The sequence below is a fragment of the Nocardia sp. NPDC052316 genome, assembly GCF_044547795.1.
Classification (GTDB): Bacteria; Actinomycetota; Actinomycetes; order Mycobacteriales; family Mycobacteriaceae; genus Nocardia.
The window spans coordinates 897,830-922,852 of the sequence record NZ_JBIUBB010000001.1 but is presented as its reverse complement, the minus strand read 5'-3'; the positions used below and the strand labels follow the sequence as shown (position 1 = coordinate 922,852).

The 25,023-nt window shown below is 68.2% G+C and carries 23 protein-coding genes; 15 read left to right on the top strand and 8 right to left on the bottom strand.

Features of this window, described 5'->3' with window-relative positions; all coding sequences use genetic code 11:
- Nucleotides 1–69 precede the first annotated feature (69 nt).
- Complete coding sequence (locus ACIHA7_RS04280) at nucleotides 70–1,239, top strand: alpha/beta hydrolase fold domain-containing protein (RefSeq protein ID WP_397285403.1); 1,170 nt, start codon at nucleotides 70–72, stop codon at nucleotides 1,237–1,239.
- Here ACIHA7_RS04280 and ACIHA7_RS04275 read toward each other — a convergent pair.
- Nucleotides 1,189–2,289, bottom strand: coding sequence for an ABC transporter permease (locus tag ACIHA7_RS04275; protein WP_397285401.1), 1,101 nt, complete (start codon nucleotides 2,287–2,289; stop codon nucleotides 1,189–1,191). The genes ACIHA7_RS04280 and ACIHA7_RS04275 overlap by 51 nt on opposite strands.
- 186 nt (nucleotides 2,290–2,475) lie before the next feature.
- Here ACIHA7_RS04275 and ACIHA7_RS04270 point away from each other — a divergent pair, with 186 nt between their 5' ends.
- Both ACIHA7_RS04270 and ACIHA7_RS04265 read left to right on the top strand, forming a co-directional pair.
- Nucleotides 2,476–2,952, top strand: a complete 477-nt coding sequence (locus ACIHA7_RS04270) for a MarR family winged helix-turn-helix transcriptional regulator (RefSeq protein ID WP_397285399.1) — start codon at nucleotides 2,476–2,478, stop codon at nucleotides 2,950–2,952.
- Nucleotides 2,949–4,175, top strand: coding sequence for an epoxide hydrolase family protein (locus tag ACIHA7_RS04265; RefSeq protein ID WP_397285397.1), 1,227 nt, complete (start codon nucleotides 2,949–2,951; stop codon nucleotides 4,173–4,175). Before ACIHA7_RS04270 ends, ACIHA7_RS04265 begins: the two co-directional genes overlap by 4 nt.
- Nucleotides 4,176–4,955: 780 nt before the next feature.
- Here the strand turns inward: ACIHA7_RS04265 and ACIHA7_RS04260 are convergent.
- The 3 genes from ACIHA7_RS04260 to ACIHA7_RS04250 form a co-directional block, all read right to left on the bottom strand.
- On the bottom strand, nucleotides 4,956–6,200 hold the full coding sequence (locus ACIHA7_RS04260) for a cation:proton antiporter (protein WP_397285395.1): 1,245 nt from the start codon (nucleotides 6,198–6,200) through the stop codon (nucleotides 4,956–4,958).
- 154 nt (nucleotides 6,201–6,354) lie between these two features.
- Nucleotides 6,355–7,086 carry a uracil-DNA glycosylase gene (locus ACIHA7_RS04255; protein ID WP_397285393.1) on the bottom strand — a complete coding sequence of 244 codons (732 nt, stop codon included), beginning with the start codon at nucleotides 7,084–7,086 and terminating at the stop codon, nucleotides 6,355–6,357.
- A gap of 5 nt (nucleotides 7,087–7,091) precedes the next feature.
- Nucleotides 7,092–8,384 (bottom strand): M20 family metallopeptidase, encoded by a 1,293-nt coding sequence (locus ACIHA7_RS04250; protein ID WP_397285391.1) that lies wholly within the window; start codon nucleotides 8,382–8,384, stop codon nucleotides 7,092–7,094.
- A 252-nt stretch (nucleotides 8,385–8,636) separates the two neighbouring features.
- Between ACIHA7_RS04250 and ACIHA7_RS04245 the strand changes: the two genes are divergently transcribed.
- The 7 genes from ACIHA7_RS04245 to ACIHA7_RS04215 all read left to right on the top strand — a co-directional run bounded on the left by ACIHA7_RS04245 (nucleotide 8,637) and on the right by ACIHA7_RS04215 (nucleotide 15,347).
- Nucleotides 8,637–9,080 (top strand): GyrI-like domain-containing protein, encoded by a 444-nt coding sequence (locus ACIHA7_RS04245; RefSeq protein WP_040738955.1) that lies wholly within the window; start codon nucleotides 8,637–8,639, stop codon nucleotides 9,078–9,080.
- A 58-nt stretch (nucleotides 9,081–9,138) separates the two neighbouring features.
- Nucleotides 9,139–9,573: an effector binding domain-containing protein gene (locus ACIHA7_RS04240; protein WP_397285389.1), complete on the top strand. Its 435-nt coding sequence runs from the start codon at nucleotides 9,139–9,141 to the stop codon at nucleotides 9,571–9,573.
- A gap of 253 nt (nucleotides 9,574–9,826) precedes the next feature.
- The gene (locus ACIHA7_RS04235) at nucleotides 9,827–10,063 is read left to right on the top strand and encodes a hypothetical protein (RefSeq protein ID WP_397285387.1); all 237 of its coding nucleotides are present in this window, start codon (nucleotides 9,827–9,829) and stop codon (nucleotides 10,061–10,063) included.
- A gap of 301 nt (nucleotides 10,064–10,364) precedes the next feature.
- Nucleotides 10,365–12,182 carry a bifunctional diguanylate cyclase/phosphodiesterase gene (locus ACIHA7_RS04230; RefSeq protein WP_135237606.1) on the top strand — a complete coding sequence of 606 codons (1,818 nt, stop codon included), beginning with the start codon at nucleotides 10,365–10,367 and terminating at the stop codon, nucleotides 12,180–12,182.
- Nucleotides 12,179–13,192, top strand: a complete 1,014-nt coding sequence (locus ACIHA7_RS04225) for a GAF domain-containing protein (RefSeq protein WP_397285385.1) — start codon at nucleotides 12,179–12,181, stop codon at nucleotides 13,190–13,192. The genes ACIHA7_RS04230 and ACIHA7_RS04225 overlap by 4 nt, the downstream gene beginning before the upstream one ends.
- Nucleotides 13,193–13,289: 97 nt before the next feature.
- Nucleotides 13,290–14,417 (top strand): glycosyltransferase, encoded by a 1,128-nt coding sequence (locus ACIHA7_RS04220; protein ID WP_397286502.1) that lies wholly within the window; start codon nucleotides 13,290–13,292, stop codon nucleotides 14,415–14,417.
- A gap of 105 nt (nucleotides 14,418–14,522) precedes the next feature.
- Nucleotides 14,523–15,347: an SDR family oxidoreductase gene (locus tag ACIHA7_RS04215; protein ID WP_397285383.1), complete on the top strand. Its 825-nt coding sequence runs from the start codon at nucleotides 14,523–14,525 to the stop codon at nucleotides 15,345–15,347.
- Here ACIHA7_RS04215 and soxR read toward each other — a convergent pair.
- The gene (soxR, locus tag ACIHA7_RS04210) at nucleotides 15,316–15,801 is read right to left on the bottom strand and encodes a redox-sensitive transcriptional activator SoxR (protein ID WP_107659310.1); all 486 of its coding nucleotides are present in this window, start codon (nucleotides 15,799–15,801) and stop codon (nucleotides 15,316–15,318) included. The genes ACIHA7_RS04215 and soxR overlap by 32 nt on opposite strands.
- Nucleotides 15,802–15,975: 174 nt before the next feature.
- On the opposite strand from soxR, the gene arcA reads away from it, so the two are divergent.
- Entirely contained in the window at nucleotides 15,976–17,274 is a 1,299-nt protein-coding gene (gene arcA / locus ACIHA7_RS04205; protein WP_397285380.1) for an arginine deiminase, read from the top strand.
- Nucleotides 17,275–17,281: 7 nt separating this feature from the next.
- Nucleotides 17,282–17,641: a GntR family transcriptional regulator gene (locus ACIHA7_RS04200; protein WP_135237604.1), complete on the top strand. Its 360-nt coding sequence runs from the start codon at nucleotides 17,282–17,284 to the stop codon at nucleotides 17,639–17,641.
- Nucleotides 17,642–17,678: 37 nt separating this feature from the next.
- Here the strand turns inward: ACIHA7_RS04200 and ACIHA7_RS04195 are convergent, their stop codons facing one another.
- Complete coding sequence (locus ACIHA7_RS04195; RefSeq protein ID WP_397285378.1) at nucleotides 17,679–19,283, bottom strand: dolichyl-phosphate-mannose--protein mannosyltransferase; 1,605 nt, start codon at nucleotides 19,281–19,283, stop codon at nucleotides 17,679–17,681.
- Between the two features lie 276 nt (nucleotides 19,284–19,559).
- Here ACIHA7_RS04195 and rsmI point away from each other — a divergent pair, with 276 nt between their 5' ends.
- The 3 genes from rsmI to ACIHA7_RS04180 all read left to right on the top strand — a co-directional run bounded on the left by rsmI (nucleotide 19,560) and on the right by ACIHA7_RS04180 (nucleotide 22,290).
- Nucleotides 19,560–20,420, top strand: a complete 861-nt coding sequence (rsmI, locus tag ACIHA7_RS04190; RefSeq protein WP_397285376.1) for a 16S rRNA (cytidine(1402)-2'-O)-methyltransferase — start codon at nucleotides 19,560–19,562, stop codon at nucleotides 20,418–20,420.
- 139 nt (nucleotides 20,421–20,559) lie between these two features.
- Nucleotides 20,560–21,495: an SMP-30/gluconolactonase/LRE family protein gene (locus ACIHA7_RS04185; RefSeq protein WP_397285374.1), complete on the top strand. Its 936-nt coding sequence runs from the start codon at nucleotides 20,560–20,562 to the stop codon at nucleotides 21,493–21,495.
- 42 nt (nucleotides 21,496–21,537) lie between these two features.
- Complete coding sequence (locus ACIHA7_RS04180; RefSeq protein WP_135233412.1) at nucleotides 21,538–22,290, top strand: isocitrate lyase/phosphoenolpyruvate mutase family protein; 753 nt, start codon at nucleotides 21,538–21,540, stop codon at nucleotides 22,288–22,290.
- A 35-nt stretch (nucleotides 22,291–22,325) separates the two neighbouring features.
- Here ACIHA7_RS04180 and ACIHA7_RS04175 read toward each other — a convergent pair whose 3' ends face one another.
- Nucleotides 22,326–22,955, bottom strand: coding sequence for a TetR/AcrR family transcriptional regulator (locus tag ACIHA7_RS04175; RefSeq protein ID WP_397285371.1), 630 nt, complete (start codon nucleotides 22,953–22,955; stop codon nucleotides 22,326–22,328).
- A gap of 444 nt (nucleotides 22,956–23,399) precedes the next feature.
- Nucleotides 23,400–25,004, bottom strand: coding sequence for a methionine--tRNA ligase (metG, locus tag ACIHA7_RS04170; protein WP_397286500.1), 1,605 nt, complete (start codon nucleotides 25,002–25,004; stop codon nucleotides 23,400–23,402).
- Nucleotides 25,005–25,023 lie beyond the last annotated feature (19 nt).

Sequence of the window (25,023 nt, the reverse complement as noted above, 5' to 3'; positions counted from 1 at the left end):
TAGGCAGGTGACCAGGCCCGATCGGCGTGCCAGCCGGTCTGGTGCCTGCTGTCATGGGTTAATGAGCGAATGGTCATTCGCTGGCTGATCGCGGCAATGGCGGCTGTGCTGGCCGTGCTGATGATGCTGTTCGTCTACGTGATCATCGCGGTGCGCATCCCCGCGCCTTTCGTGGTGCTGACGCATGTGGTGAGCGACTACGGCCTCTACCTGATCCCGCTCGGTCTGACCGGATTCGTGTTGTCGCTCCTCGCCTTCGGGCGCAAGGGCCGGGTCGGGGTGCGGCGAGTGGCGGCGGTGACCGGGCTGGTCTGCCTGCTCGGCACGGTCGCCTGCGGTTTTCCGTTGGCCGCGGCATGGGGGACGGCGGTGCGGCACGACGCGAAGCTGTCCTTCGACGACTACCTGTCCGGAGGCACGAACACCGGTGCGCCGGTCGAGGCGTTGAGCACCGTGTACAACACCGTCGACGGTCAGGACCTGAAGCTCGACGTGAAGCTGCCCGCCGGCACCTCGGATCGACCGCGTCCCGCCGTGGTCTGGGTGCATGGTGGCGGCTGGCGCAACGGCGATCGCGGCGAAGTGCCGCTGTGGCACACCTGGCTGAACGACAAGGGATACGCCGTCTTCGCCATCGAATACCGGATGACCCCGCCCGCGCGCTGGAACCAAGCGCCCGCGGATGTGAAATGCGCCGTGGGATGGGTCAAGTCACAGGCCGCGAAGTACGGCATCGATCCGGATCGGGTGATGATCGCGGGTGGCTCGGCGGGCGGCAATCTCGCGCTGATGGGTGCCTACGCCGACGACCGGGTGCCGCCGAGTTGCGCGGTCACCGACACGGCGGTCAAGGCGGTCGCGGCGTTCTACCCGGTGCCCGACCTCGCCGAAGCGTGGCGCGACACCGGCCTGCCCGCGCGGATGCGCTCCTTCCTCGTCGACTACACCGGCGGCACCCCGGAGGAGGTGCCCGAGCGGTACAAGGCGGCCTCCCCGGTCACCTATGTCCGGCCGAATGTGCCGCCGACCCTGCTCATGCACGGCAATCGGGATCACGTCGCGCCCTACCGCGGCTCGGCCGAACTGGCCGAACGGCTGCGCCGGGTCGGCGTCGAAAATCAGCTGCTCGCAGTGCCTTACGGCGAACACATCTACGACTTCACCTGGGCCGGGTGGGGCACCCAGCTCTCACGGCATGTCTTCGGCACGTTTCTCGCCGAGCACTTCCCGGCGCCCTGATCGAGCGGTGTGCGCGTTCTCGGTGCTGCGCCCGCCGGGATGGCGGTTGCGCCAGATCCAGAACACCGCACACGCGACCAGCGCCCATCCGGCGAGCACCAGGAACGGGAAAATATGTTGGTGCGCACCGAAATACACCGCGGTGTGCTGTGCGTTGACCGACGCGCCCGGCGGCAGCCAGCGGCCGATATGGCCGAGCAGCGAGGGGAGCAGCGGCCAGGACACCGCCCCACCGGAGGACGGGTTGCCGAGCAGCACCATCAGGCCCCAGGTCGGCAGGATCGCCCATCGTCCGACCAAGGTGTTGAACATGGTGAATACCATGCCGGAGGTGAACATGGTCAGCGACAGGATGCTCCACGACTCCAGAAACGGTAGGCGCAGTGCGCCGAGTATCCAATCCGCCACTGCCGCAATGGCGAAGCCGCCCACGGCCGCGGACAGCGCGGTGAAGGCGATCCGCTCGACCGGGTTCAGCGCCGACGCGTGCACGCTGAATTGGGTCGCGCCGACGAAGCCGATGATCACCGCGGCCAACGAGATGTAGAAGATCGCGAGCCCACGCGGATCGCCACGCTGCAACGGCACGACATCGACGACCTCCGCCGGAATTCCGACCGCGGGGCCAGCTTTCGCGGCGGCCTGGGTGAGCAGTTGAGCGACCGATTGTCCGGACGCGCTCGACACGTCGAGACGCACGCCGGGCGGCTGTGCGGTGACAATGGCGAACACCTGCTGCTCCTCGACCGCCGACCGCGCCGCCGCCGCGGCGCGGTAGTCGCGCACCGCCAGCGAACCGTCCAGCGAGCGTTGCATCTCCGTCAGGAACCGCTGGACCGACTCCTCCTGCTGCGGTCCGACCACGGCGATCGGAATCAGCCGCGGCGTCGGATTCGCCAGCGCATAGGTGTACGACCCGGCGAACAACCCCGCCGCGGCAGCCACCAGCAGCACCAGCACCGTGGCGGGCAGATACGGCGAAGCCCGCACCATCGCCCACCACTCGGCCCGCGTCCGCCGCCGCCCATGCTGACCATGCAGGTTAGCCATCCCCGCACCCTAAGTCCCGCCACCGCCACCACCTGCGAACCCACCCGGCCTGTCGCCCACCCACGCCCTCGCGGTGCGTTGCGGGTGCACCTGGTGGCAGGCTTCCCGTGCTGAGCCGGTTCGGGTGGCGGCGGTGGTTGCCAAAGTGCATAAGTGATTTAAATAAATCGGTGATATATTCGCGGCATGGCTGCACGCCGGGAACTGGATGCCGACGAACTGGCTCGGGTGATGGGAGCGTTCACGCGGGCCTCCATTCGGTTGCCGGGCGCGGAGAAGCACACCTTCACAACGCTTTCGGTGCTGCACACCTTGTTGCACCGAGGGCCGATGCGGATCACCGCGTTGAAGGTGACCGAGCAGATCACCCAACCCGCCATCACTCAGCTGGTCGGTCGGCTCGAACGGGACGGGTTGGTGGAGCGACGACCGGACCCCGGGGACGGTCGAGCGGTACTCGTGCGGATCACGGAGGCGGGGGCGCGGATCGTGCAGACCCGGCATCGGGAGCGGGTTCGGCGGATCACGGAGCTGGCCGAGGCGTTGACTCCTGCGGAGCATCGGGCAATCAGTGCGGCACTGCCCGCGCTGGAGCGGCTGGCCGTGCTGATGGACGTCGACTTGCCCGCCGCCGATTCGGTTGAAGTGGAAGGACATTCATGACATCGCAGTTTCCCCTGGAAGCGTCGCCCATCCATGTTTCCGACGACGTACTCGACGATCTCGCGACGCGGCTCCGGCTCACCAGGTGGCCCGACGACGTCGACAACGACGACTGGCACTACGGCGTCCGCCGTGCGTACCTGCAAGAGCTCGTCGAGTACTGGCGCGACGAATACGACTGGCGCAAAGCCGAATCCGCGATCAACGCCTACGCGCACTACCGGGTGACCATCGATGATGTCCCGATCCACTTCCTGCGTAAACCGGGCGTCGGGCCCGACCCGACCCCGCTGATCCTCACGCACGGCTGGCCATGGACGTTCTGGCACTGGGCCAAGGTGATCGACCCGCTCGCCGACCCCGCGGCCTTCGGTGGCGACCCGGCGGACGCGTTCGACGTCATCGTCCCCTCGCTGCCCGGGTTCGGCTTCTCCACGCCGCTGCCGAAGCACCCGGACATGAACTTCTGGAAGGTCGCCGACCTCTGGCACACCTTGATGACCGAGACCCTCGGGCACCGGAAGTACGCCGCGGCGGGGTGTGACGTCGGCGCGCTCGTCACCGGCGAACTCGGCCACCGATACGCCGCCGAACTGCACGGCATCCACATCGGCTCCGGCCAGAAGCTGACCCTGTTCAGCGGCGACCGCGCCTGGGATCTCAGTGGCGGGCAACCGATTCCGCCGGACCTGCCCGAGCAGGCCTACCGGCAGTTGCTCTCACTGGAGCGCCGGTTCGCCGTGCACCTAGCCGCGCACGTGCTCCAGCCGAGCACCCTCGCCTACGGTCTCACCGACTCACCCGTCGGCTTGCTCGCCTGGATTCTGCAGCGCTGGGTCACCTGGAGCGACAGCCACGGCGACGTGGAGACGGTCTTCAGCAAGGACGACCTGCTGACCCACACCATGATCTACTGGGTCAACAACGCCATCGGCACCTCGATCCGCTACTATGCCAACGCGAACCGCTACCCGTGGACGCCCGCACACGATCGCATCCCGGTGATCGAGGCGCCCACCGGCATCACCTTCGTCGGCCACGAAAACCCGCCGGGCGTCACCACTCCCGAGCAACGCGTGCAGAGCTGGCTCGCCAGCGATCGCGCCGAGTGGTACAACCACGTCAACCTGACCGCCCACGAGGCGGGCGGTCATTTCATTCCGTGGGAACTCCCCGACGCCTGGATCGACGACCTGCGCCGCACCTTCCGCACCCGACGGTGAACAACGAAGCGCCCGAACCTGTTTCAACCCGCTCGCGTGCCGTCCGTGGCTGCGCTGTCGCCGGATCGGCAAGGTCGGTTCCAGAGCGACGGGTGACCATACGGCAACCCTGTTGCGGCACAACAGTTCCGGCACGTCCGCTTCGGCGACCACTTCCTAGGGCGACCGCGGGCTCGGTGCGCCCGGGCGCGTACACGCCCGGGTTACCGAGGCCCAACGAGCGGTGACGACAATCATTTCGCGGTCGGACTACTGTTGGCCGTCCCGCTCGCCACATTGCGTCCTGACCGGCACGAAGGTGGCGGTGGCCGCGTCGTCACCACCCGCCAGGAAGCCGAACTAGTTGCCGCCGCGTCCGGACCTGGGCTGCTCATTCTTCCGCGGGGGTATCCGCTCGTACGTGCAGGCTCCTCCCGCATTCGGGGGGCAGCTCAGGCACCGGTAACCGGGAATGTCCCGGCCTGCGCAGGAGGCGGCGAGATACATCGATGCGCTTTGAACTCGATCAGTCGCTGGTGCTGCCGCCGATGCTTCGCCTACGCCGAGACCGATACCGGCGGCACAGACCGCGATCGCAGCGCTGACGGCAATACGTTTGAACATAGTTCTTCCCCTCCAAGGCGACAACTCCCTCGCCGCCGGCCGTGCTGTAGATCGTCGACAAATCCTGTTGTTGCCGACCATCTTTCGGTTGATACGACGCAAAGCATATGCATAGGGACTTTCAAGATCCTTAACGAGCTGCGGCGTGTCCGGTGGCGTGGGTGGTTCGAACCGGCTTCACCCCTGCTCCCGCACCATCCGCGGCTCCACCGTCGCCGGGAGCGGCAAGCGTCCGAGTTCGGGTGTCACCCCGAGCAACCGCAGTAACGGTGACGTCATCGCCGTGGTCACCAACGCCATCACCACCAGAATCGAATACAGCTGCACGCCGATGAGTCCCGTGGTCAGTCCGACGTTCAGGATGATGAGCTCGGTAAGCCCCCGGGTGTTCATCAGGCTCGCCAGCGCACCGGCCTCGCGCGGCTCGATACCGTTGGCGCGCGCGGCGAAATAGGTGCCTGCGAGCTTTCCGGCCAGCGCGGTCACCAGGATCGCGATCATCTCGGCGACGCCCGCACGGTCGAGCGAGCCGAGATCCACCTGGAGTCCCGCGATCACGAAGAAGGCGGGCAGGAACACCGAGCTCAGCAGTTGCGCACCGGTTTCCACCACCGGTCGGTGGGTGCGCGGGAAGATGACGCCGAACAGGAACGCGCCGAAGATCAGGTGCAGGCCGATCCATTCGGTGGCCGCGCCCGAGATCAGGGCACCGCAGACGGCGAGGAAGATCATCGTGTTGTCGTTGGTCGCCGCGGTGGATCGGGAGGCACGCACGAGCAGGGGCCGCACCAGCCACCACATGACCGGCACCAGCGGCACGAACAGCAGCAGCCGCCACTGGTCGCCCGCGCCAGGGCGGGCCAGTCCGATGACGAAGGCCAGCACGATCCACGCCAAGATGTCGTCGATGGCCGCGCTTGCCATGCTGAGCTGCCCGATCCTGGTGCCCATCAGGTCGCGCTCGATCAGGATGCGGGCCAGCACCGGGAACGCGGTGACGGCGAGCGCGCAACCGATGAACAGCGCGAAGGTCAGCCGATTGTCCTGGTGATAGCGCGAGAGGACCAGCAGCGCGACACCGCAGCCGAGCAGGAAAGGCACAAAGTAGGCGGACAGTGAAACCGTGGCCACGGCCCGGCGATTGCCGTTGAACGAGCCGCGGTCGATCTCCAGCCCGGCAAGGAACATGAAGATCATCACGCCGACATTCGCGAACGCGCTCAGATAGGAACGCACGTCCTGCGGAAAAACTATGCCGGATAAATGCGCCCCCAGAATTGTGGGCCCCGCGATAATTCCCGCCGCGATTTCTCCGATTACCGCGGGCTGACCCAGTCGCTCGGCCAGCTTGCCGAGTAACCGCGCCGCCACCGCGATAAGCACGAGATCCAGTAGCAGGAACACCATTTGGTTACTGGGCAACGTTCGCTCCGTTTCGACATGGGCACGCCGCAACCGCCCAGCTCCTCAGTCGGAACCGCGCCGAAAATCCTATGGATAGCGGTTTTCCGGCTGGGCTCCCGACTCCCCGGCTACCACGATAACGTGCCGCGGGGGCGTGCGAAGTTGTACGGAACTAGCCGGCCGGCGGCCCGGCGACCTCGAGTCCCGCGGCCTGCGCTGCCGTGCTCAGCACCGCCTCGACCATCGCGGGGGTGAGCCGGCCGGTGAATGTGTTCTGCTGGCTCACGTGATAGCAGCCGAACAGGTGTAGCGGTGCGCGGTCGGATTCGGCCGGGGCCAGCTGCACGTGCACACCGTGCCCGAACTTCGGTCGCGGACGCGGAATGACCCAGCCCGCCTCCGCCAGCACGGGCAGCAGTGCCTGCCAGCCGAACCCGCCGAGCACCACGACGGCGCGGACCGTCGGTGCCAGCAAAGCGAACTCGGTGGCCAGCCAGTGTTTGCAGCGGTCGCGCTCGGCGGGTGTCGGCTTGTTGTCCGGCGGTGCGCAGTGCACCGGTGAGGTCACTCGGACGCCGTGCAGGCGCAGGCCGTCGTCGCGATGGGTCGCCGTGGGCTGGTTGGCCAGCCCGACCGCGTGCATGGCGGCGTAGAGCACGTCGCCGCTGCGGTCGCCGGTGAACATGCGGCCGGTTCTGTTTCCGCCGTGCGCGGCCGGTGCCAGCCCGACGACGAACAGCCGGGCATCGTCGGGCCCGTAACCGGGAACCGGGCGGCCCCAATAGGTTTCGTGCTGGAACGCGGCCCGCTTCTCCCGCGCGACCTGTTCGCGCCAGGCCACCAGGCGCGGGCAGGCGAAGCAGTCGGCGACCGCGGCGTCCAGCTCGGCGATGGTGTGGCACACGGGAATCACTCTAGATCCGGGATCAGCGCGCCGGTCAGGTGGTCGATGGCCACGTGGGCGTGCAACCGGACACCGGTGACGAGGGTCTCGTCGTCGGCGTAGAAGTGCGGGCTGTGGTTCATGAACAGCCCGCGGCCGCCGGGCGCGGGCACCGGCATCCCGTTGTCGGCGAGCTCGGCGTCCTGCACGCCGAGCGTCACATACAGCCCGCCGTATTCGTTGACGAACTCCGAGACGTCGTCGTAGCCGAGAGTCGCCGGGGTCTGTACGACGCGGTCGACGCCCGCGACCCGGCAGAACGTCGGCAGCGCGGCGTCGATCCACTCCTTCCTGTTGTGTACCGCGGGCACGTCTTGCAGAAAGTCGACCGTCGCGGTGGTGTGGAAGGCCTGCGCGGTGTGCTCGGCGAGCGTGCCGAGCCGCCGCTGCACCTCGGCCATGTCGGCTTCCACGGCGCAGCGGATGGTGCCCCACAGGGTGACGGTGCGGCCGATGATGTTGAACCGCCCGACATCCTCGATGTGCCCGATCGACACGGTGATCGGCTCGAACGCGTTCACCTGCCGGTACAGCTGGCCGATTCCGGTGAGCACGGCGCCGACCGCGGGCATCGGATCGATGCCGAGCCACGGTGTCGAGCCGTGCACCTGCTGCCCCGTGATGATGATCCGCACCAGGCACGAGGCGCCGAACTGATTCCCGACGCGATACCCGAGGTAGCCCTTGGGAAATGGCGTGACGTGGAAACCGAAGGCCATTGTCGGCACCGGATCGGCGAACACGCCTTGCGCGAGCATCTCTCGGGCGCCGCCCTTTTCGTCGACCGGCGGACCCTCCTCCGCGGGCTGGAAGACGAACAGCACCGTGCCGGGCAGCCGATCGCGCACGCCGGCAAGCACACTCGCGGCACCGAGCAGCATCGCGGTGTGGCAATCGTGGCCGCAGGCGTGCGACACCGGGAACGGGCCGCCCGGGTATTCGTGGTCGACCACGTGTGCGGCGAAGTCCACGCCGCACTCGTCCGGCACCGGCAGCGCGTCGATGTCGGCGCGCAGCGCGATCACCTTGTCGCCGGGTTGCCCGCCGCGCAGTACCCCGACCACGCCGTACCCGGCGATGCCGGTGCGCACCTCGTCGAGGGGCAGCGAGCGCAGGTGGTCGGCGATGAGCGCGGCGGTGCCGACCTCCCGGTTGGACAGCTCGGGGTGTTGATGCAACCGCCTGCGCCAGGAGATCACCTGGTCGGCCAGCGCCGCGGCACGCTCGTCGAGTTCGTCGTGGATCGGGCCGGCGTTCATCAGGTCTCCGTTCGAGGTCGACGGTTGGCCAGTTGATCGGCAAGCGAAACGATCATGTCAACTATGCATGAGTGACTTTCCGGCAGTGTCGCTTTACCCGGCACAGGTCATTTGTCCAGTTCGGGGCGGTCGTGACCGTGGATAACAAGCCGGACATGTGATCGTGACCACGCGGTCTGTGTTGATAGCATGGCCTTTCTAGCCGACCGGATGCGGGCATCGCCCCCGGATTCATCTCGAAAGAGTCTTTCCATGCAGTTTGAAATCGTCGAGCGGGACGAAACGTGGGTTGCCGGGTTGCCGGTGCGCAGCCCTAAACGTGCGCTCGGAGAGCTGCGTGATCACGACCTCGAGGCCGCCTGGGCGACCGTGCTGCACCAGGAGCTCGGCGGCCCGCTCGCCAGCGCCTACACCGACTACACCGGTGAGCTCGGCACCTACAACACCCAGATCGTCGGCTACGAGTGCGCGTCCTTCGGCGATGTCACCCGCGGCCATCTGGTGGCCAGGCTGCCGCGCGGCACCTATGCGCGATTCTCCTCGGTCGGTAACTTTCCGCAGGTGATGACCGACCTCTGGACTCAGATCGCGTACGCCGAGGAACACAACCAGATCAAACGGACCTACACCGGTGACTTCGAGTGTTATCCGCATGCCTACAAGATCGAGCTGTATCTGGCGGTAGACGCCCGATGAGCGAGCGCAGCGAGCGAGTCAGGTGCCGGCGTGCCGCGCACATGACGGAGGCCAAGTCATGAGTTATGCGATCGCCGTGCGTGGCGAGGCCATTTACGGCGGCCTGGTGGTGCCGCGGGTGCGCCCGAGCTTCAAGGTCAGCAACAGCGACCTGATCGAGTTCCTGAAGGATCGCCTGCGCGACCGTAAGGGCGAGGATCGGCCGATGTACACCGTGTACGTGCCGGACCCGGCCGGAAATTACAACGCCGTCGTCTGCTTCGAGTACCGCGAACCCGAGTCGGTGCCGATCGGCGATGTCCTGGTGCGCGTGCCGAAGGGCGTTTACGCGCGCTTCGCGCCGAACGGGGATTACCACGATCCGGTGGAGGATGTGTGGGCTCAGGTCGATGACGCGACAGCATCGGCCGAGATCACCCGCGCCTATCGGGAAGAGATCGAGATCTGGCAGGGGCCGGACTCGGTCGAGCTGTTCATCTCCATCCTCGTCTAGCTTGCTACTGGTTAGCTGCACTAGAACCGACCAGTCACTCTGGTATCTTGCTCCACCCCGAGATGGGTTCTGACCAGGGGGAATTTACGGGGACGCGTCCAGTTTTCGGAAGATTAACCAGACGTCTGGTCAATTCTTGCCGGATGACGGATACTGCCCTAGGCAAACCCGTCCGGAAAGCAGGATTCGGGTGGAGATGTCGGCCCCGGTTCGACCACCGCGTGAGGATGCGGACCAACGGAGTAGGAACAGTATGGCTGTCGAGGCGAGCACCGCCGCCGCGCCGATCCGGGTTGCTGGCGGCTTCGGTTGGACGGTAGCAGGTCATTTTCCGCCGAGCCCGGATTCGGTTGGTCGCTATCGGGCCGATCCGATCTGGTGGGATAATCGGGGATGTCGGGCAATTGCCGATGAATTGCGCGGCTCGCCGATTCGAGTCGAACAGCCCGGCTGCCGTGCCTCGGATACCGACCCCGGAATGGTGGGGTGACGGATGTGTGCGGACCGCAGCCGAAAAGCGCGACTCCCTGGCGCACCGGCCACGATTTTCCCGGATTTCGTGGATACACTGGCGTCGCTTCGATTCTCGGACCTACTCGGAGTACCTGAGCATGAGACCATGGCGTTGGTGCTATGCCTGAGCGAATCGGCTGCTGCCCGGGGTCCTGACGGGCAGCTCCGGATGCGGCGGCGGCCGATGCCGGGCGTGGACACCCGTGGATAGCGTGATCGGAGACAAGGTGCCTCGGCGGACGCTCGACTCATTGGTGACTCAGGTCGCCTCCGAGCTGATGGGTGTCGACGCCACGACCATGGCCGAGGCGACCGAGCGGGTGCTGGCCCAGCTGGTCGAGTATTTCGATGTCGACTTCAGCTACGTGCGCCATACCGACCGTGAGCGTCGGGCTTCGGTACTGATCGCGGAGTGGCCGCACCGGCCGCAGGTGCCCGATCCGGATCCGCTGGAGGTGGTCTACTTCGAGGGCGCCGATCCGGTGTTCCGCGCGTTCGAGCACGGGACCGAACCGATGATCGCCCGCCCGACACCGGAGTTCGCCGACTATCAGGAGACGATGCGCCGGGCCTCCGGCATCCCCGTCGTCACCACGGCCGCGGTGCCGCTGCTCTCGCGCGGCGAGTCGACCGGCGTGCTCGGCTTCATCAAGACCGGCGACCGGGAGTGGAGCACCCGCGAACTCAACGTGCTCAAGGCGATCGCCGCGCTGTTCGCGCAGTTGCAGGCGCGGGTCGTCGCCGAGGAGCGCCTGCGCTACATCGCCCTGCACGACGACCTGACCGGACTGGCCAATCGCCGCGCGTTGCTCGAGCACATGGACGAGCGGCTGAAACCGGGCAGCCCGGGGCCGGTGGCGGCGTTCTTCCTCGACCTGGATCGGCTCAAGGCGCTCAACGACTTCCTCGGGCACACCGCGGGCGACAACTTCATCCGCACGCTTTCTTCGCGGCTGCGCGAGCACCTCGACCCGGACGACATGATCGCGCGGCTCGGCGGCGACGAGTTCGTCATCGTGCCCGCCAAGCCGATGGACGCGGTCGCGGCGGAGGAGGAAGGCACCCGGATCCAGCAGCTCATCGGCCGCCGGGTCACCGTCGGCGGGGAATCGGTCAGTCGCGCGGCGAGTATCGGGGTGGCCGTCGGCATCCCCGGCGAGACCACCGTCGCCGACGTGTTGCGCCGCGCCGACCATGCGCTGCTTTCGGCGAAATCGGGTGGTGGCAATGGTGTTGCCGTGTTCACCGATGCCATGCGGGCCCAGTTCGAGCTGCAGGACGACGTGGAGCTCAACCTGCGCGGCGCCGTGTCCGACGGCTCGCTGCTGCTGCACTATCAGCCCGAGGTGGATCTGCGGACCGGGCGCATCGTCGCACTGGAGGCGCTGGTTCGCTGGCTGCATCCGACCAGAGGTCTGCTGCCGCCCGCCGCGTTCGTCACGGTGGCCGAGGCGACCAACCTGGCCGGTGAGCTCGGGCGCTGGGTGATCAGATCGGCCTGCGCCCAGTTCGCCGAGTGGCGCAGGCGCGGCCTGGCGGCGAATGTCGTGATGCGCATCAATGTTTCGCCGGTGCAGCTGGTCAGCCTGGACTTCGTGGAGCGGATCGAGGACATCCTGCGGCTGTTCGGCATCGACGGCAGCTCGATCTGCCTGGAGATCACCGAGCACGTCGTGGTGCAGGATCTGGCGCGCACCCAGGTCACCCTGCGCGGACTCAAGCGGATGGGCGTGCAGATCGCCATCGACGATTTCGGCACCGGCTACAGCTCGCTGTCGCATCTGAAGGCGCTGCCGGTCGACGCGGTGAAGATCGACCGCGGCTTCGTGCAGCGCCTCGGCGCCAGCACCGACGATCTGGCGATCGTGAAATCCATTATCGGACTTGCCGGTTCGTTCGGCCTCGGCGTGGTCGGTGAAGGCGTCGAGACGGCGGTGGCCGCGCGCACCTTGGTCGGGCTCGGTTGCTATCGGGCACAAGGCTTTTTGATCGCCCGGCCGATGCCCGCCGACGAGGTGGAGGCGCATCTGGCGGTCGGCCGCATCCCCCTCGATCTCGACCTGCCGAGGGCGAGTCGCGGCACCGCGGGGATATGACCTACGAACGCTCGTCCGAACATCAACTGTCCGAACATGATTGGCTACTGATCGAAACGTTGGGCCGCACTCGGGACGGACAGTGCGAGGTGCCGACGCTGGTGTCCGACGGGACCAAAGTGAAGGACTGGGCCCGCTTGCTGCGGGTCCGCCGGGAACTGCATGCCGCCGCGCCGCAACGCATCGTCGAGGTGGTGCAACGCTGCGTCGAGACCGCCGAGCCTGTGACCCATTGTGAAACAGGGCTTGTCGTGCTCGGCGAGCCCATCGTGTGCGCGTTCGATGAGGTGCACGGCGTGCAGGTGTGGGCCGGGACCGACGCGCAACAGCCGCCGCCGCGGTTGCGGGTCGCCGCATGGGACTGGGCGGCCGACACCGAATTGGCGCACCACGGACCGGGTTTGGAGGAGCTGGTCTTCGCCAGAGCGCCCGAGGACGTCCGGGTGATCCGCACGCCGCCCGAGGCGTTCGGCCGGATGGTGCGCTTCGACGGCCGGATCGACTATTTCGAGATGGTCGGCACGCTCGACGGCAGGCACCAGAGCGAGGTCGACATGCTCGGCGACGACGGTGTGGTGCGCAGTTTCCAGATGGTGACCAGGGCCGATCCGGTGGCCCGGCGGATCAGGGCGGTGATGCACGAGTTCGCCGACGCCGCGCCCGCCCAGCCCCATGTCGACATGACCATGCTGCGCGCGGTGTCGCAGCGGACCGACGACGGCGTCGGCTTCGTCGGGCTGAGCTCCTGCCTCATCTACGAGTGGACCAGGACCCCGGCTCCGCCGCTGGACCGCTGGGCGGTCGAACGCCCGACGGTGCACCCCGACGACCTCGTCGGCTTCCGCGCCGCCTGCGCCGAGCTGGCCGGCGAACCCGGCGCACCGCAGGTCAAGCACCTGCTACTCCGTGTGCGATTCACCGACACCGAGTGGATTCCGGTGCGCGCCGAGCTCTCACCCGTGCTGCCCGCCGCGAGCGGCCACGGACTGATCAGGGTGTGGCCGGAGTAGCCGTGGCAAGCCGGTTCGCCGGGTCTTCCACGGCTGTTCACGCCGCGTTGGGCGCATCGGTCCCGAGGATCACCCGATGGGCTGCACCATCGGCGAGGTGCGCATAGTTCAGCTTGCGAACTTCTACGGCCCGCGGTCGGGTGGGTTGCGCACTGCCTTGCATCACCTCGGCGAGGGCTACGTGACGGCGGGCCACGAGGTGGTGCTCATCGTGCCTGGCGCCCGCCGCTCCGAAGAGCTGCTGCCGACCGGCGTGCTGCGAATAACCCTGCCCGCCTTGGCCATTCCGTGGACCGGCGGTTACCGCGCGGCCGATCCGCGGCGGGTGGCCGACGTGCTCACCGGTCTGCGCCCGGACGTGCTGGAGGTGTCGGACCGGCTGACCCTGCGCGGCTTCGGTCGCTGGGCCCGCAGGCGCGATGTGACCGGGGTGATGATCTCGCACGAACGACTGGACCGGCTGCTCGGCCAGTTCATGCCGCGCCGGGCCGCGCGCCGCTGCGCCGACGTGGCCAACGGCCGCACCGCCGCCGACTATGACATCGTGGTCTGCACCACCGAGTTCGCCCGCGAAGAGTTCCTGCGGATCGACGCGCCGAATGTCGAGCTGGTGCCGCTCGGGGTGGATCTCGAGCTGTTCAGCCCGCGCAGGCGCGATGGCAGACTGCGCGCCGATCTCGGGGTGCCCGGTCATCCGCTACTCGTGCACTGCGGCAGGTTGTCGGTGGAGAAACGGGTGGAGCGCAGCATCGAGGCCGTCGCGGCCTTGCGCGCGGCAGGCACCGAGGTCCGGCTGGTCGTCGCGGGTGACGGGCCGCGCCGCGAGGCACTGGAGCGCAGGGCGCGCGCACTGCCCGCACTGGCCGGGGGACTGCCTGCCGTGCACTTCACCGGCTTCATCTCCGAACGCGCGATGGTGGCGAAACTGCTTGCCACCGCCGATGTTTCGCTGGCCCCCGGCCCGCACGAGACGTTCGGCCTCGCCGCACTGGAGGCGCTGGCGGCGGGCACGCCGGTGGTGGCGAGCCGGTCCTCGGCGCTCAAGGACATCGTGACCGCCGAGTGCGGCGCGGTCGCCGACGACCGCGGCTCGGCGTTCGCGCAGGCGGTCACCGACGTGCTCGCGCTGCCGACGGTGGGTCGCAGGCGCGCGGCCCGCAGCCGGGCCGAGCAGTACACCTGGCCGAGGGCGGTGGCCGGAATGCTCGCCGTACTGGGCCGCTGAGCCGCGCTCGATTACCCTGCGGTGAGCCGATTCGAGAAATCGAGATGAGGATGCGCAGTGCGAGGTAATGGGCGACCGGGCCGCAGGACAGTGCGGGGTGCGAAGGTGCTGATCACGGGCGCCGCCAGCGGGATAGGCCGGGCCACCGCGCAGGCTGCCGCCGCGGCAGGCGCCGAGCTGGTGCTCACCGACATCGACGCCGCCGGGCTCGACGATACGGTGACGGGCATCCGGGGCGACGGTGGCGTCGTGCTCGCCGCGCAGGCCTTCGACATCACCGACTTCGACGCCGTCACCGCCTTCGCCGAGCGGGTGCACGGCGCGCACGGCAGCCTCGACATCGTGATGAACGTCGCGGGCACCTCGGCCTGGGGCACCGTGGAGAACCTGGAGCACAAGCACTGGCGGCGCATGGTCGACGTCAACCTGATGGGCCCGATCCACGTGATCGAGAACTTCGTGCCGCCGATGGTGCGTGCGGGCAAGGGCGGCTCGCTGGTGAACGTCTCGTCGGCGGCCGGCCTGCTCGCGCTGCCCTGGCACGCGGCCTACAGCGCGAGCAAGTACGGCATCCGCGGCGTCTCGGAGGTGCTGCGGTTCGACCTCGACCAGCACAACATCTCGGTGCACCTGGTGGTGCCCGGCGCGGTGGACACGCCGCTGGTGCACAGCGTCGAGCTGGTCGGCGTCGACCGGGAGTCACCGAAGATCCGCAGGCTCACCGAGTCGTTCACCAAGCACGCGGTGTCGCCCGAGCATGTGGCGGCCTCGATCCTGCGCGGTATCGCGCGTAACCGGTTCCTGATCTACACGTCCTTCGACATCCGCTTCGGCTACTGGTGGGCGCGAAAGTTCGCGCTGCCCTACGAGTTCGTGATGCGGCGCGCCAGCGCCAGGTTCAGCCGGTTGCTGGCCGCGCAGCACAATTGAGCTGGACATCCAGCACGCGCGCGCCGGGACCTTCGGTGCCGAGCCGGTCGTGCTCGTTGACCAGTTTGCAACTGCCGAGTGACAGGCAGCCGCAGCCGATGCAGCCGGTGAGGTTGTCGCGCAACCGAATCAGCTGGGTGATGCGGTCGTCGAGGTCGGCGCGCCAGGTGGTCGACAGTGTCTCCCAGTCGCGGCGGGTGGGGTTGCGACCTTCCGGCAGCTGATCGAGGGCGTCGCGAATTTCGCTGAGCGGGATGCCGACTCGCTGGGAGATGCGGATGAAGGCGACCCGCCGCAGCGTCTCGCGCGCGTATCTGCGTTGATTCCCGCTGGTCCGACGACTGCTGATGAGCCCTTCGCGTTCGTAGAAGTGCAACGCGGAAACTGCTACTCCGCTACGCTCGGAAAGCTGCCCGGGGGTCAGCTCCTTTGCTCGCCAATCGGCTGTCGACATGCACGCTCCTCCATTCCCCTCAACAATACTTGAGGTTGACGGGAGCCCGGGGAGGAATCGCCCGTATCGGCAAGTCGGCCAGGATCCGCGGGCAGCGGGGCGGCACACGCCGCAAGACCACAACGAAGACCCGAATAACGTGCTCTCGAGGCCGCGGCGAACTACGGTCTGAGCATGGGAGCAGATGCTGTGCCCGCGCGGCACGGAGAGGACACGGACGCGGACGGGCTGGGCCCCGACAGTCCGGGCACGCGGTTGACGGTGACCTCCGAGGTCGGCACGCTGCGCACGGTGCTGCTGCACCGGCCCGGCGACGAGCTGCGCAGGCTCACCCCGCGCAACAACGATCAGCTGCTTTTCGACGGCATTCCCTGGGTGGAGCGGGCCCAACAGGAGCACGACGCGTTCACCGGCGTGCTGCGCGAGCGCGGCGTCGAGGTATTGCTGCTCTCCGACCTGCTCGCCGAGACGCTCGCGGTCAGCGGCGCCGCGCGGATCCAGGGCATCTCCGCCGCCGTGGACGCGCGCAGGCTCGGGCACACGCTGGCCGACCAGCTCGCCGCCTTCCTGCGCGGCGTGCGGGCCAGGGACCTGGCCAACATCCTGATGGCCGGGATGACCTTCGACGAACTGCCGTTCGGACCCGACGCCACCTCGCTGGTGCGCCGGATGCACCACGGCGCCGACTTCGTCATCGATCCGCTGCCCAACCTGCTGTTCACCAGGGACTCCTCGTTCTGGATCGGGCCGCGCGTCGCGATCACCTCGCTCGCGCTGCCCGCTCGGATCAGGGAAACCTCGCTCACCGACCTGATCTACGCCTTCCATCCGCGATTCCTCGGGGTGCGCCGCGCCTACGAGTCGCACACCGCGCCCATCGAGGGCGGCGATGTGCTGCTGCTCGCGCCCGGCGTGGTCGCGGTCGGCGTCGGTGAACGTACCTCACCGGCCGGCGCGGAAGCGTTGGCGCGCAGCCTGTTCGACGACGACCTGGCACACACCGTGCTGGTCGTCCCGATCGCGCAGAACCGGGCGACCATGCACCTGGACACCGTCTGCACGATGGTCGACAGCGACGCGCTGGTGATGTACCCGGCGGTGCGTGACTCGCTGTGCGCGTTCACGATTCAACGCGAAGACGATTACGGCGGGCGCAACGGCGGCGGCCGGGTGGCGATGAGCGGCCCCGATCCGTTCCTGGTCGCCGCGGCCAAGGCGATGGGCATCGACAAGCTGCGGGTGATCGACACCGGCCTCGACGGCGTCACCGCCGAGCGCGAACAGTGGGACGACGGCAACAACACGCTGGCCATCGCGCCGGGCGTGGTGGCCGCCTACGAGCGCAACGAGATGACGAATGCTCGCCTGGAAGACGCGGGCATCGAGGTGCTGCGCATTCCTGGCTCCGAGTTGGGTTCCGGTAGAGGCGGGCCCCGCTGTCTGTCCTGTCCACTATCCCGGGATGAGTTGTGATCCAACCATGTTCAACATCACCGTGTCGCATGAGTCGGCCGTCCCGCCCTACGAGCAGCTACGCATGGGGATCATCGCCAAGGTGCGCTCCGGCGAGCTGACCGCGGGCACGAAGATCCCCACCGTGCGGGCGCTGGCCGCGCAACTCGGCCTTGCGCCCAACACGGTGGCGCGGGCCTACCGCGAGTTGGAGGCCGACGGCGTGGTCGAAACCCGGGGCAGGCAAGGCTCTTTCATCGCCTCCTCCGGCGACCCGACCCGCGACGTGGCCGGCCGCGCCGCCACGGCTTACGTCGCTACCGTTCGCCGCCTAGGGCTCGACGACGCCGCCGCGCTCCGCTATGTCAAGGCGGCGCTGGAGGGTTGAGCCACGCCCGCCGGGCGGCTCGTGGGGCACGCTGCGGTCAGCGCCAGCTCGGCAGCCAGAGGTGGTCGTGCCAGTTGCCCGGTGTGATCGGCAGTGCGGTGAGGATCGGCCAGAGCCAGATGAAATTCGCGATCACCAGGCCGAGGTAGAGACAGACGGCGAGCAGTCCGAGGGCGTGCCGTTCGTCGGGCGCGACCGGTAGATAGGTGCCGACCGGACTGCGCGGCACGGGTATTCGCCGGGACGGGCCGAGGATGTCGCCGAGCACCAGCGCCATGCCCATCACCAGGAACGGTGCGAGCGCCACGGCGTAGAAGTAGTACATCTGCCGGTCGAGGGTGAGGAACCAGGGCAGCAGCGCCGCGCTGTAGCCGACGAGCACCGCGGCGTAGCGCCAGTCGCGCCGCACCACGATGCGCCACACCATCCAGGCGATCACCGGGAAGGCCAGCCACCAGATGGCCGGGGTGCCGATCAGCATGACGGCCTTGACGCACTGGGTCTGCCCGCAGCCGCTGACGCCGTTGTCGGCGTAGTAGTAGAGCATCGGCCGCAGGCCCATCGGCCAGGTCCACGGCTTGGATTCCCAGGGGTGGTGATTGCCCGCCGAGTTCGTCAGGCCTTCATGGAATTTGAGCGCCTCGCCGCTGTAGAACCAGAGCGAGCGCAGGGCGTCGGGGATCCAGCTGAACGGCCCGCCGGTACCGACCTGATTGCCGACCGCCCACCGATTGACGCCGGTCTCGCTGGCGAACCAGGCCCAGTAGGTGCCGAGGTACACCCCGAGCGGCACCAGCACCAGCGCGTACAGCGCGGGGCCGATATCGCGGATCGCCGTGCCCGACCATGGACTGCGCACGCCGTAGGCGCGCCGGGCCGCCAGGTCGAAGCCGACGCTGAGCAGGCCGAAGGCGATGATGAAGTAGACGCCGGACCATTTTGTCCCGCAGGCCAATCCGAGCAGCACCCCGGCGCCGAAGCGCCACCAGCGCACCCCGAGGCGCGGTCCCCACGGCGTCGCGTCGATCCGGCCTTCCGCGTCGGCCTTGGCGAACCGGGCGCGCACCTCGTCCCGGTCGACGATCAGACAGCCGAAGGCGGCCGTGACGAACATCGCCAGGAAGATGTCGAGCATGCCGATGCGCGAGGAGACGAACGTGGTGCCGTCGGCGATCAGCAGAATGCCCGCGATCGCGCCGATCAGGGTGGACCTGGCCAGCCGCCGCACGATGCGGATCACCAGCAGGACGAGCAAGGTGCCTGCCACCGCGGCGGCGAAGCGCCAGCCCCAGCCGTTGTAGCCGAAGATCGCCTCGCCGATCGCGATGAGCTGCTTGCCGACCGGCGGATGCACCACCAGCCCGTAGCCGGGGTTGTCCTCCACCCAGCCGCCGTTGAGCATCTGCCAGCCCTGCGGCGCGTAATGCTTCTCGTCGAACACCGGGGTGCCCGCGTCGGTCGGGTAGTTGAGCATGGTGAACCGCGTTACCGCCGCGATCGCCGTGAGAAACGCGGTGACGAGCCAGCCGCGCAGCGTGTCGGTCGGCCCGAAATCGGGCGAGGGTCGCCGCGGCGCGGGGCTCGACCAGGAGGGCACGGACCCGAACGGAGCGGTCGCGCGCTGGTCGGTCACCTGTGTCACGCTCCGATCGTATGCTGTGCGCGCCACGAGGTCCCGCAGCGGTGAGCCCGACACCGTGTGAAATCCATAGCACGCGTCTACCCGCCGAGTGGTCACGATCACATACCGAGTACCCGGCCCCACCAGCGTCGCGCTCCGAACGCCCGAACCGCTGGCGGAAACGGGCGCATGGCGCAATTGCCGCGCATGCCCGAGTAGGGCTGCGCGTGCGGGGTGGGCGGGTCGATAGGCTGCGAAGGTCCGGTGGGTGCCGGGCGTGGTCGAGACGGGAGTGCGGTGGCGGACGAGGCGACAGGGCCGGGCAGGCTGGTGCTTGCGGCGACACCGATGGGCGACATCGGTGATGCCTCGCAGCGGCTGCGCGACGCGCTCGGGACCGCCGACATCGTCGCGGCGGAGGACACCCGGCGGACCAAATCGCTCGCCAAGGCGCTCGCGGTGGAGATCACCGGACGGGTGGTCAGCTTCTACGACCACGTGGAGATCGCGAAAATACCGGCGCTGCTCGCCGATATCGAGGCCGGGCGCACCGTGCTGCTGGTCACCGACGCGGGTATGCCGTCGGTGAGCGACCCCGGCTACCGGCTGGTCGCGGCGTGCGCGGAGCGCGCTCTTCCGGTGACCTGTCTGCCGGGCCCGTCGGCAGTCACCACGGCGCTCGCGCTGTCCGCGCTTCCGGTGGAACGGTTCTGCTTCGACGGCTTCGCCCCGCGCAAGGGCGGACAGCGCCGAGAGTGGTTGCGCACCTTGGCCACCGAGCCGCGGGCCTGCGTGTTCTTCGAGGCGCCCCATCGTCTGGCCGACTGCCTGGCCGACGCCGTCGCCGTGCTCGGCCCCGACCGGCGCGTCGCGGTCTGCCGTGAACTGACCAAAACCTACGAGGAGGTCATCCGCGGCACCCTCGCCGAGGTCGCCGCCTGGGCCGTCGACGGCGCCCGCGGCGAGATCACCGTCGTCCTCGAGGGCGCGCAACCCAAATCCGCCGACCCCGTCGACCTGGTCGACGAGGTCGAAGCGCTCACCGCCGAAGGCATCCGCCTCAAGGACGCCTGCGCCCAGATCGCCGGCGAAAACGGCGTCTCCCGCAACGAGCTCTACGACGCGGTGCTGGTCGCCCGCCGCGACGGCGCGGACTGACCGGCGTTTGTGCGGTGGGACAGCGGTCAGGTGACGAAACCGGCAGGTTCACAAAGAGCCGAAATTCCGCGGATTTCGCGCTGACCGCTGGTTAGTTTGAGGGGCGGCACCGAATGTGGTGCGAGGGGAGATCATTCGAATGGCGATGCACCGTGCGGTAGGCAAAGCCGTACTGGCCGTGAGTGTTGCGCTCGCGACGGTCGCGGCCCCGGGGACGAGCGGTGCCGAGCCCGCGACCGTCGAAACGTGTGAACGCTGGGCAGCGACCACCGTGGCCGCTGGCTACGGCATTCTGGAGAATCTAGCGTTCGACGGCCGGGGCGGCATGCTGCTGTCCGAGGTGCCTGCCTCCGGCCCGGGGGGTGCGTTGCGGCGGCACGGCGCGGACGGATCGCGAGAAGTGCTGGCACGGGCCAGTTCGCCCGGCGCCATCGTGGTCGCGGGGAATACCGCCTACTTCACCACCGGGAACGCGCTGAGCAGCGGCTTCGCCGGTCGGACCGACGGGACGATCGAGGCCTTGGAGCTAGCCCGGGGCACCGTCTCGACCGTGGCCGCCGGCCTGACCGCGCCGAACGGCCTGGCGCAACTGCCCGACGGTGACTTCGTGGTGAGCCGGGACCTCGGCGAGCCGACCACGCTGACCAGGATCGCCGGGGACGGCTCCGGCGCCCGCCCCTACGTCACCGAACTGACCTCGACCAACGGCCTCGCCTACGACCCGAACCGGCGAAAACTGTTCGTATCCACCACCTTCGACCCGACCACCACCGTGGCCGCGATCGACCTCGACCGTGCCGACGCCGCACCCGCCCGCATCACCCTGCCGGGTTTCGGCCCGCTCAACTCGGCCGACGATCTCACCGTCGGCGCCGACGGAAACGTGTACCTCGCGCTGAACGCCGCGGGCCGCGTGGTCCGCGGCGACCGCGATACCGGCAGGTCGTGCGTCGTCGCCGAGGGCATCCCGTTCGCCACCTCGCCGCGCTTCGGCGCAGGTCCGGGCTGGGATCCGCGATCGCTGTACGTCACAAGTTTCGCGGGCACCGTCACCCGGCTCACGCCACCCGCCTGACGCGCCATGGTGCGCGCCGCGCCGACGCGGCATGATCGTCCTATGTCTTCTCTGGAAAGCAAGGCCAAGGCCTTCCTCGCACTGCACCGTCCCGGTGATCCCGCCGTACTGCCCACTGTGTGGGACGCGTGGTCGGCGAAGGTGGCGGTGGACGCCGGGTTCGCCGCGCTCACCGTCGGCAGTCATCCGGTCGCCGACTCGATCGGCCGCGCCGACGGCGAGGGGATGACCTTCGCGGAGTTGCTCACCAGGGTCCGCCAGATCACCGAGGCCGTCGACGTGCCGGTGTCGGTGGATATCGAGTCGGGCTACGGCCTCGAACCGGCTCAGCTGATCGACGGTCTGCTCCAGGCGGGTGCCGTCGGGCTCAATATCGAGGACACCGTGCACAGCGAGGGCCAGCGGCTGCGGGCGCCGCAGGAGCACGCCGATCTCGTGCACGGCCTGCGTCAGTTCGCCGACGCGGCCGGGGTGCACGTGGTGGTCAACGCGAGGACCGATCTGTTCCTGCGCCAGGACGGTGACGAGGCGGACCGGGTCGACCGCGCCATCGAGCGGCTGCGGCTGGCCGCCGCGGCGGGTGCCGACGTGCTCTTCCCGGCGGGTGCGTCCGGCGACGCCGCCGTGCGCAGGCTCACCGGTGAGCTGCCCCTGCCGATCAGCATGGTCGGCCTGCCCGACAAGTCCGACAAGGCGGTGCTCGCCGACCAGGGCGTGGCCAGGATCAGCTTCGGCCCCTTCTTGCAGCGGGCGCTCACCGCGGAAATCGAGCGGCTCCTCGCGCGCTGGAAGTAGCCGCTCGACGCTGAAAAGCTAAGCGGGCGTACCGCTTACAGGCCGAGGGTGGCGTTGACGAATTGCACGAACAGTGGAGCGAGGTCGGGGACGCGAGCGGGGCCGTCGGACACGATGACGCGGCGGGTCCGTTCCCCGATCGCGTCCGGAACCAGGGCGATCAGCTCGTCCGACACCTCCGGTAATGCCGGATCGGCTTGGCGCGCTTGGTCGTAGAAGATCCGGTACAGCTCGGCGAAGCGGTCGACGGCCAGGTCGCGGAAGTCGACGGCGGCCTGGTTCACCTTGAACGACTCGACGAGAATCAGCCGCGCGAAATCCGGTTCGGCGGCGACGGTTTCGCAGAAGGTGGCGACGATGGACTCGATCCTGGCGTGCGCGTCGGCCGTCGGCGAAAGCTGCGCCAGTTCCTCGGCGATTCGGGTGGCCACGATGTCAACGCCGGTGTGCACCGCCTCGACGAAGCACTCTTCCTTGTTCGCGAAGTGCTCGTAGAAGGTGCTGCGCGAGACGCGCGCTCGGGCAACGATATCGGTGAGTGTGGTGCCGGAATACCCCAGGCTGTCGACGCATTCGACCATCGCCTCGATGAGCCGACCACGCTGCGAGACCAGGACGGCGTCTCGTGCCGCGCGATGCCGATCGGCGAAGCTGTTCTGCGGCATGGGTGTCGATCCTGTCGCCTGTTGTCGGCGCATCGGTGCCCTCCCTGTTTCAGCGAACATATGCATTCGTAACCAAGCATTATGCGACTGTGCGCCAGGGGATTACGCGGCGGTGGGCAACGATGGCGGTTTCGGTCCGGGTTCGGGCCGCGTGCGGTACCTTCCGGTAGGTGTTCAGTACGCGGTGGTACACGGGGCGGAGAATCGAACGGGGCATCCGAGAGTTGTTGCGCACCGCGGTGCGAGCGCTACTCGACTCGATCGGCCGTAGTCGTCGCCCGGTTGCCGACCCGCCCCACACTGCGCTCAGCCGGGCCGTGCCCCGGGCGGGTCACTCGACCGTCAGGCAGTGTGTGCCCGCGCGCAGCAGCATGGTGCGGCGTCGCCAACGCGGCACGGGCGCAGCCTGATTCGACGCACGCGACCTAATAGGCCGCGTGCGGTTCACTCCTTCGGCTCGGTGTACTTGGGGTACACCGGTTCCGGCGCGGGCAGCGGCACGCCCGGCACGATCGGCGTCGCGATGTCGGCGAAGCTGCGACCCTGCTGGCCGAGCTGATCGAGGATCTTGCCCGCCGAGCCCGGCATCACCGGCTGCACCAGGATCGCGACGATGCGCAACACCTCGAGCGTCACATACAGCACCGTCGCCTCGCGGGCCAGATCCTCCGGGGTGCCGGACTTCGCCAACGCCCACGGCGCCTGCGCGGAGAAGTACTTGTTCGTCTCGCCGAGCGTCAACCAGATCGCTTCCAGCGCGAGATGCATTTGCTGGGCATCGAATTCGGCGCGGCAGCGGTCGAGCAGTCCGTTGGTCAGCGCCAGCAGCGCCTGGTCGGCCTCGGTGAACTCACCCGGCGTCGGCACCACGCCGCCGCAGTCGCGCGCCACCAGCTTGGTGCTGCGCTGCACCAGGTTGCCGAACTCGTTGGCCAGGTCCGAGTTGATCCGGCCGACGATCGCCTCGTGGCTGTAGCTGCCGTCCTGCCCGTAGGAGATCTCACGCAGCAGGAAGAAGCGCACCGCGTCCAGACCGTAGGTGTCCACCAGCTCCAGGGGGTCGACCACGTTGCCGACCGACTTGGACATCTTCTCGCCCTTGTTGTACAGGAACCCGTGCACGAAAACGCGTTTCGGCAACTCGATCCCCGCCGACAGCAGGAACGCAGGCCAGTAGACCGTGTGGAACCGGGTGATGTCCTTGCCGATGATGTGCACGTCGGCGGGCCAGAACCGCTGGAAGGCAGGCGATTCGGTATCCGGGAAACCGACACCGGTGATGTAGTTGGTGAGCGCGTCCACCCAGACGTACATCACGTGATCGGGGTGGCCGGGCACCGGCACACCCCAGTCGAAGGTGGTGCGCGAGATGGACAGATCCTTCAGCCCCGCCTTGACGTAGCTGACGATCTCGTTGCGCCGGGTGGCGGGCGCGATGAACTCGGGATGCTCCTCGTAGAGCGCGAGCAGTTTGTCCTGGTAAGCCGAGAGCCGGAAGAAGAAGTTCGACTCCTCGGTCCAGGTGACCGGCGTCTTCGTCTCGGTGGAGATCCGGGTGCCGTCGTCGAGCAGCGTGGTCTCTTCCTCGGTGTAGAACGCCTCGTCGCGCACCGAGTACCAGCCCGAGTAGTTGCCGAGGTAGATATCGCCGTTGGCGAGCATCCGCTCCCAGATGGCGACGCTGGCCGCCTGATGGTCCTCGTCGGTGGTGCGGATGAAGCGGTCGAAGGTGACGTCGAGCGTCTTGTCCAGCGCCTCGAACACGTCGGAGTTGCGCGCCGCGAGCTCCTGCACCGGGATGCCCTCGGCGACGGCCGTCTGCTGCATCTTCTGACCGTGCTCGTCGGTGCCGGTCATGAAGAAGACGTCGTACCCGTCGAGCCGCTTGAACCGGGCGATGGCGTCGGCCGAGATGTACTCGTACGCATGCCCGATGTGCGGCGCACCGTTCGGGTACGCGATGGCCGTAGTGATATAGAAGGCGGGGCGGTCGGCTTCTCTCATGGTGTGTCTACTGTAATGCGCGTGCTTTCCAACCCTCGCGCGAATATCCGCTGCGCCGATTCGC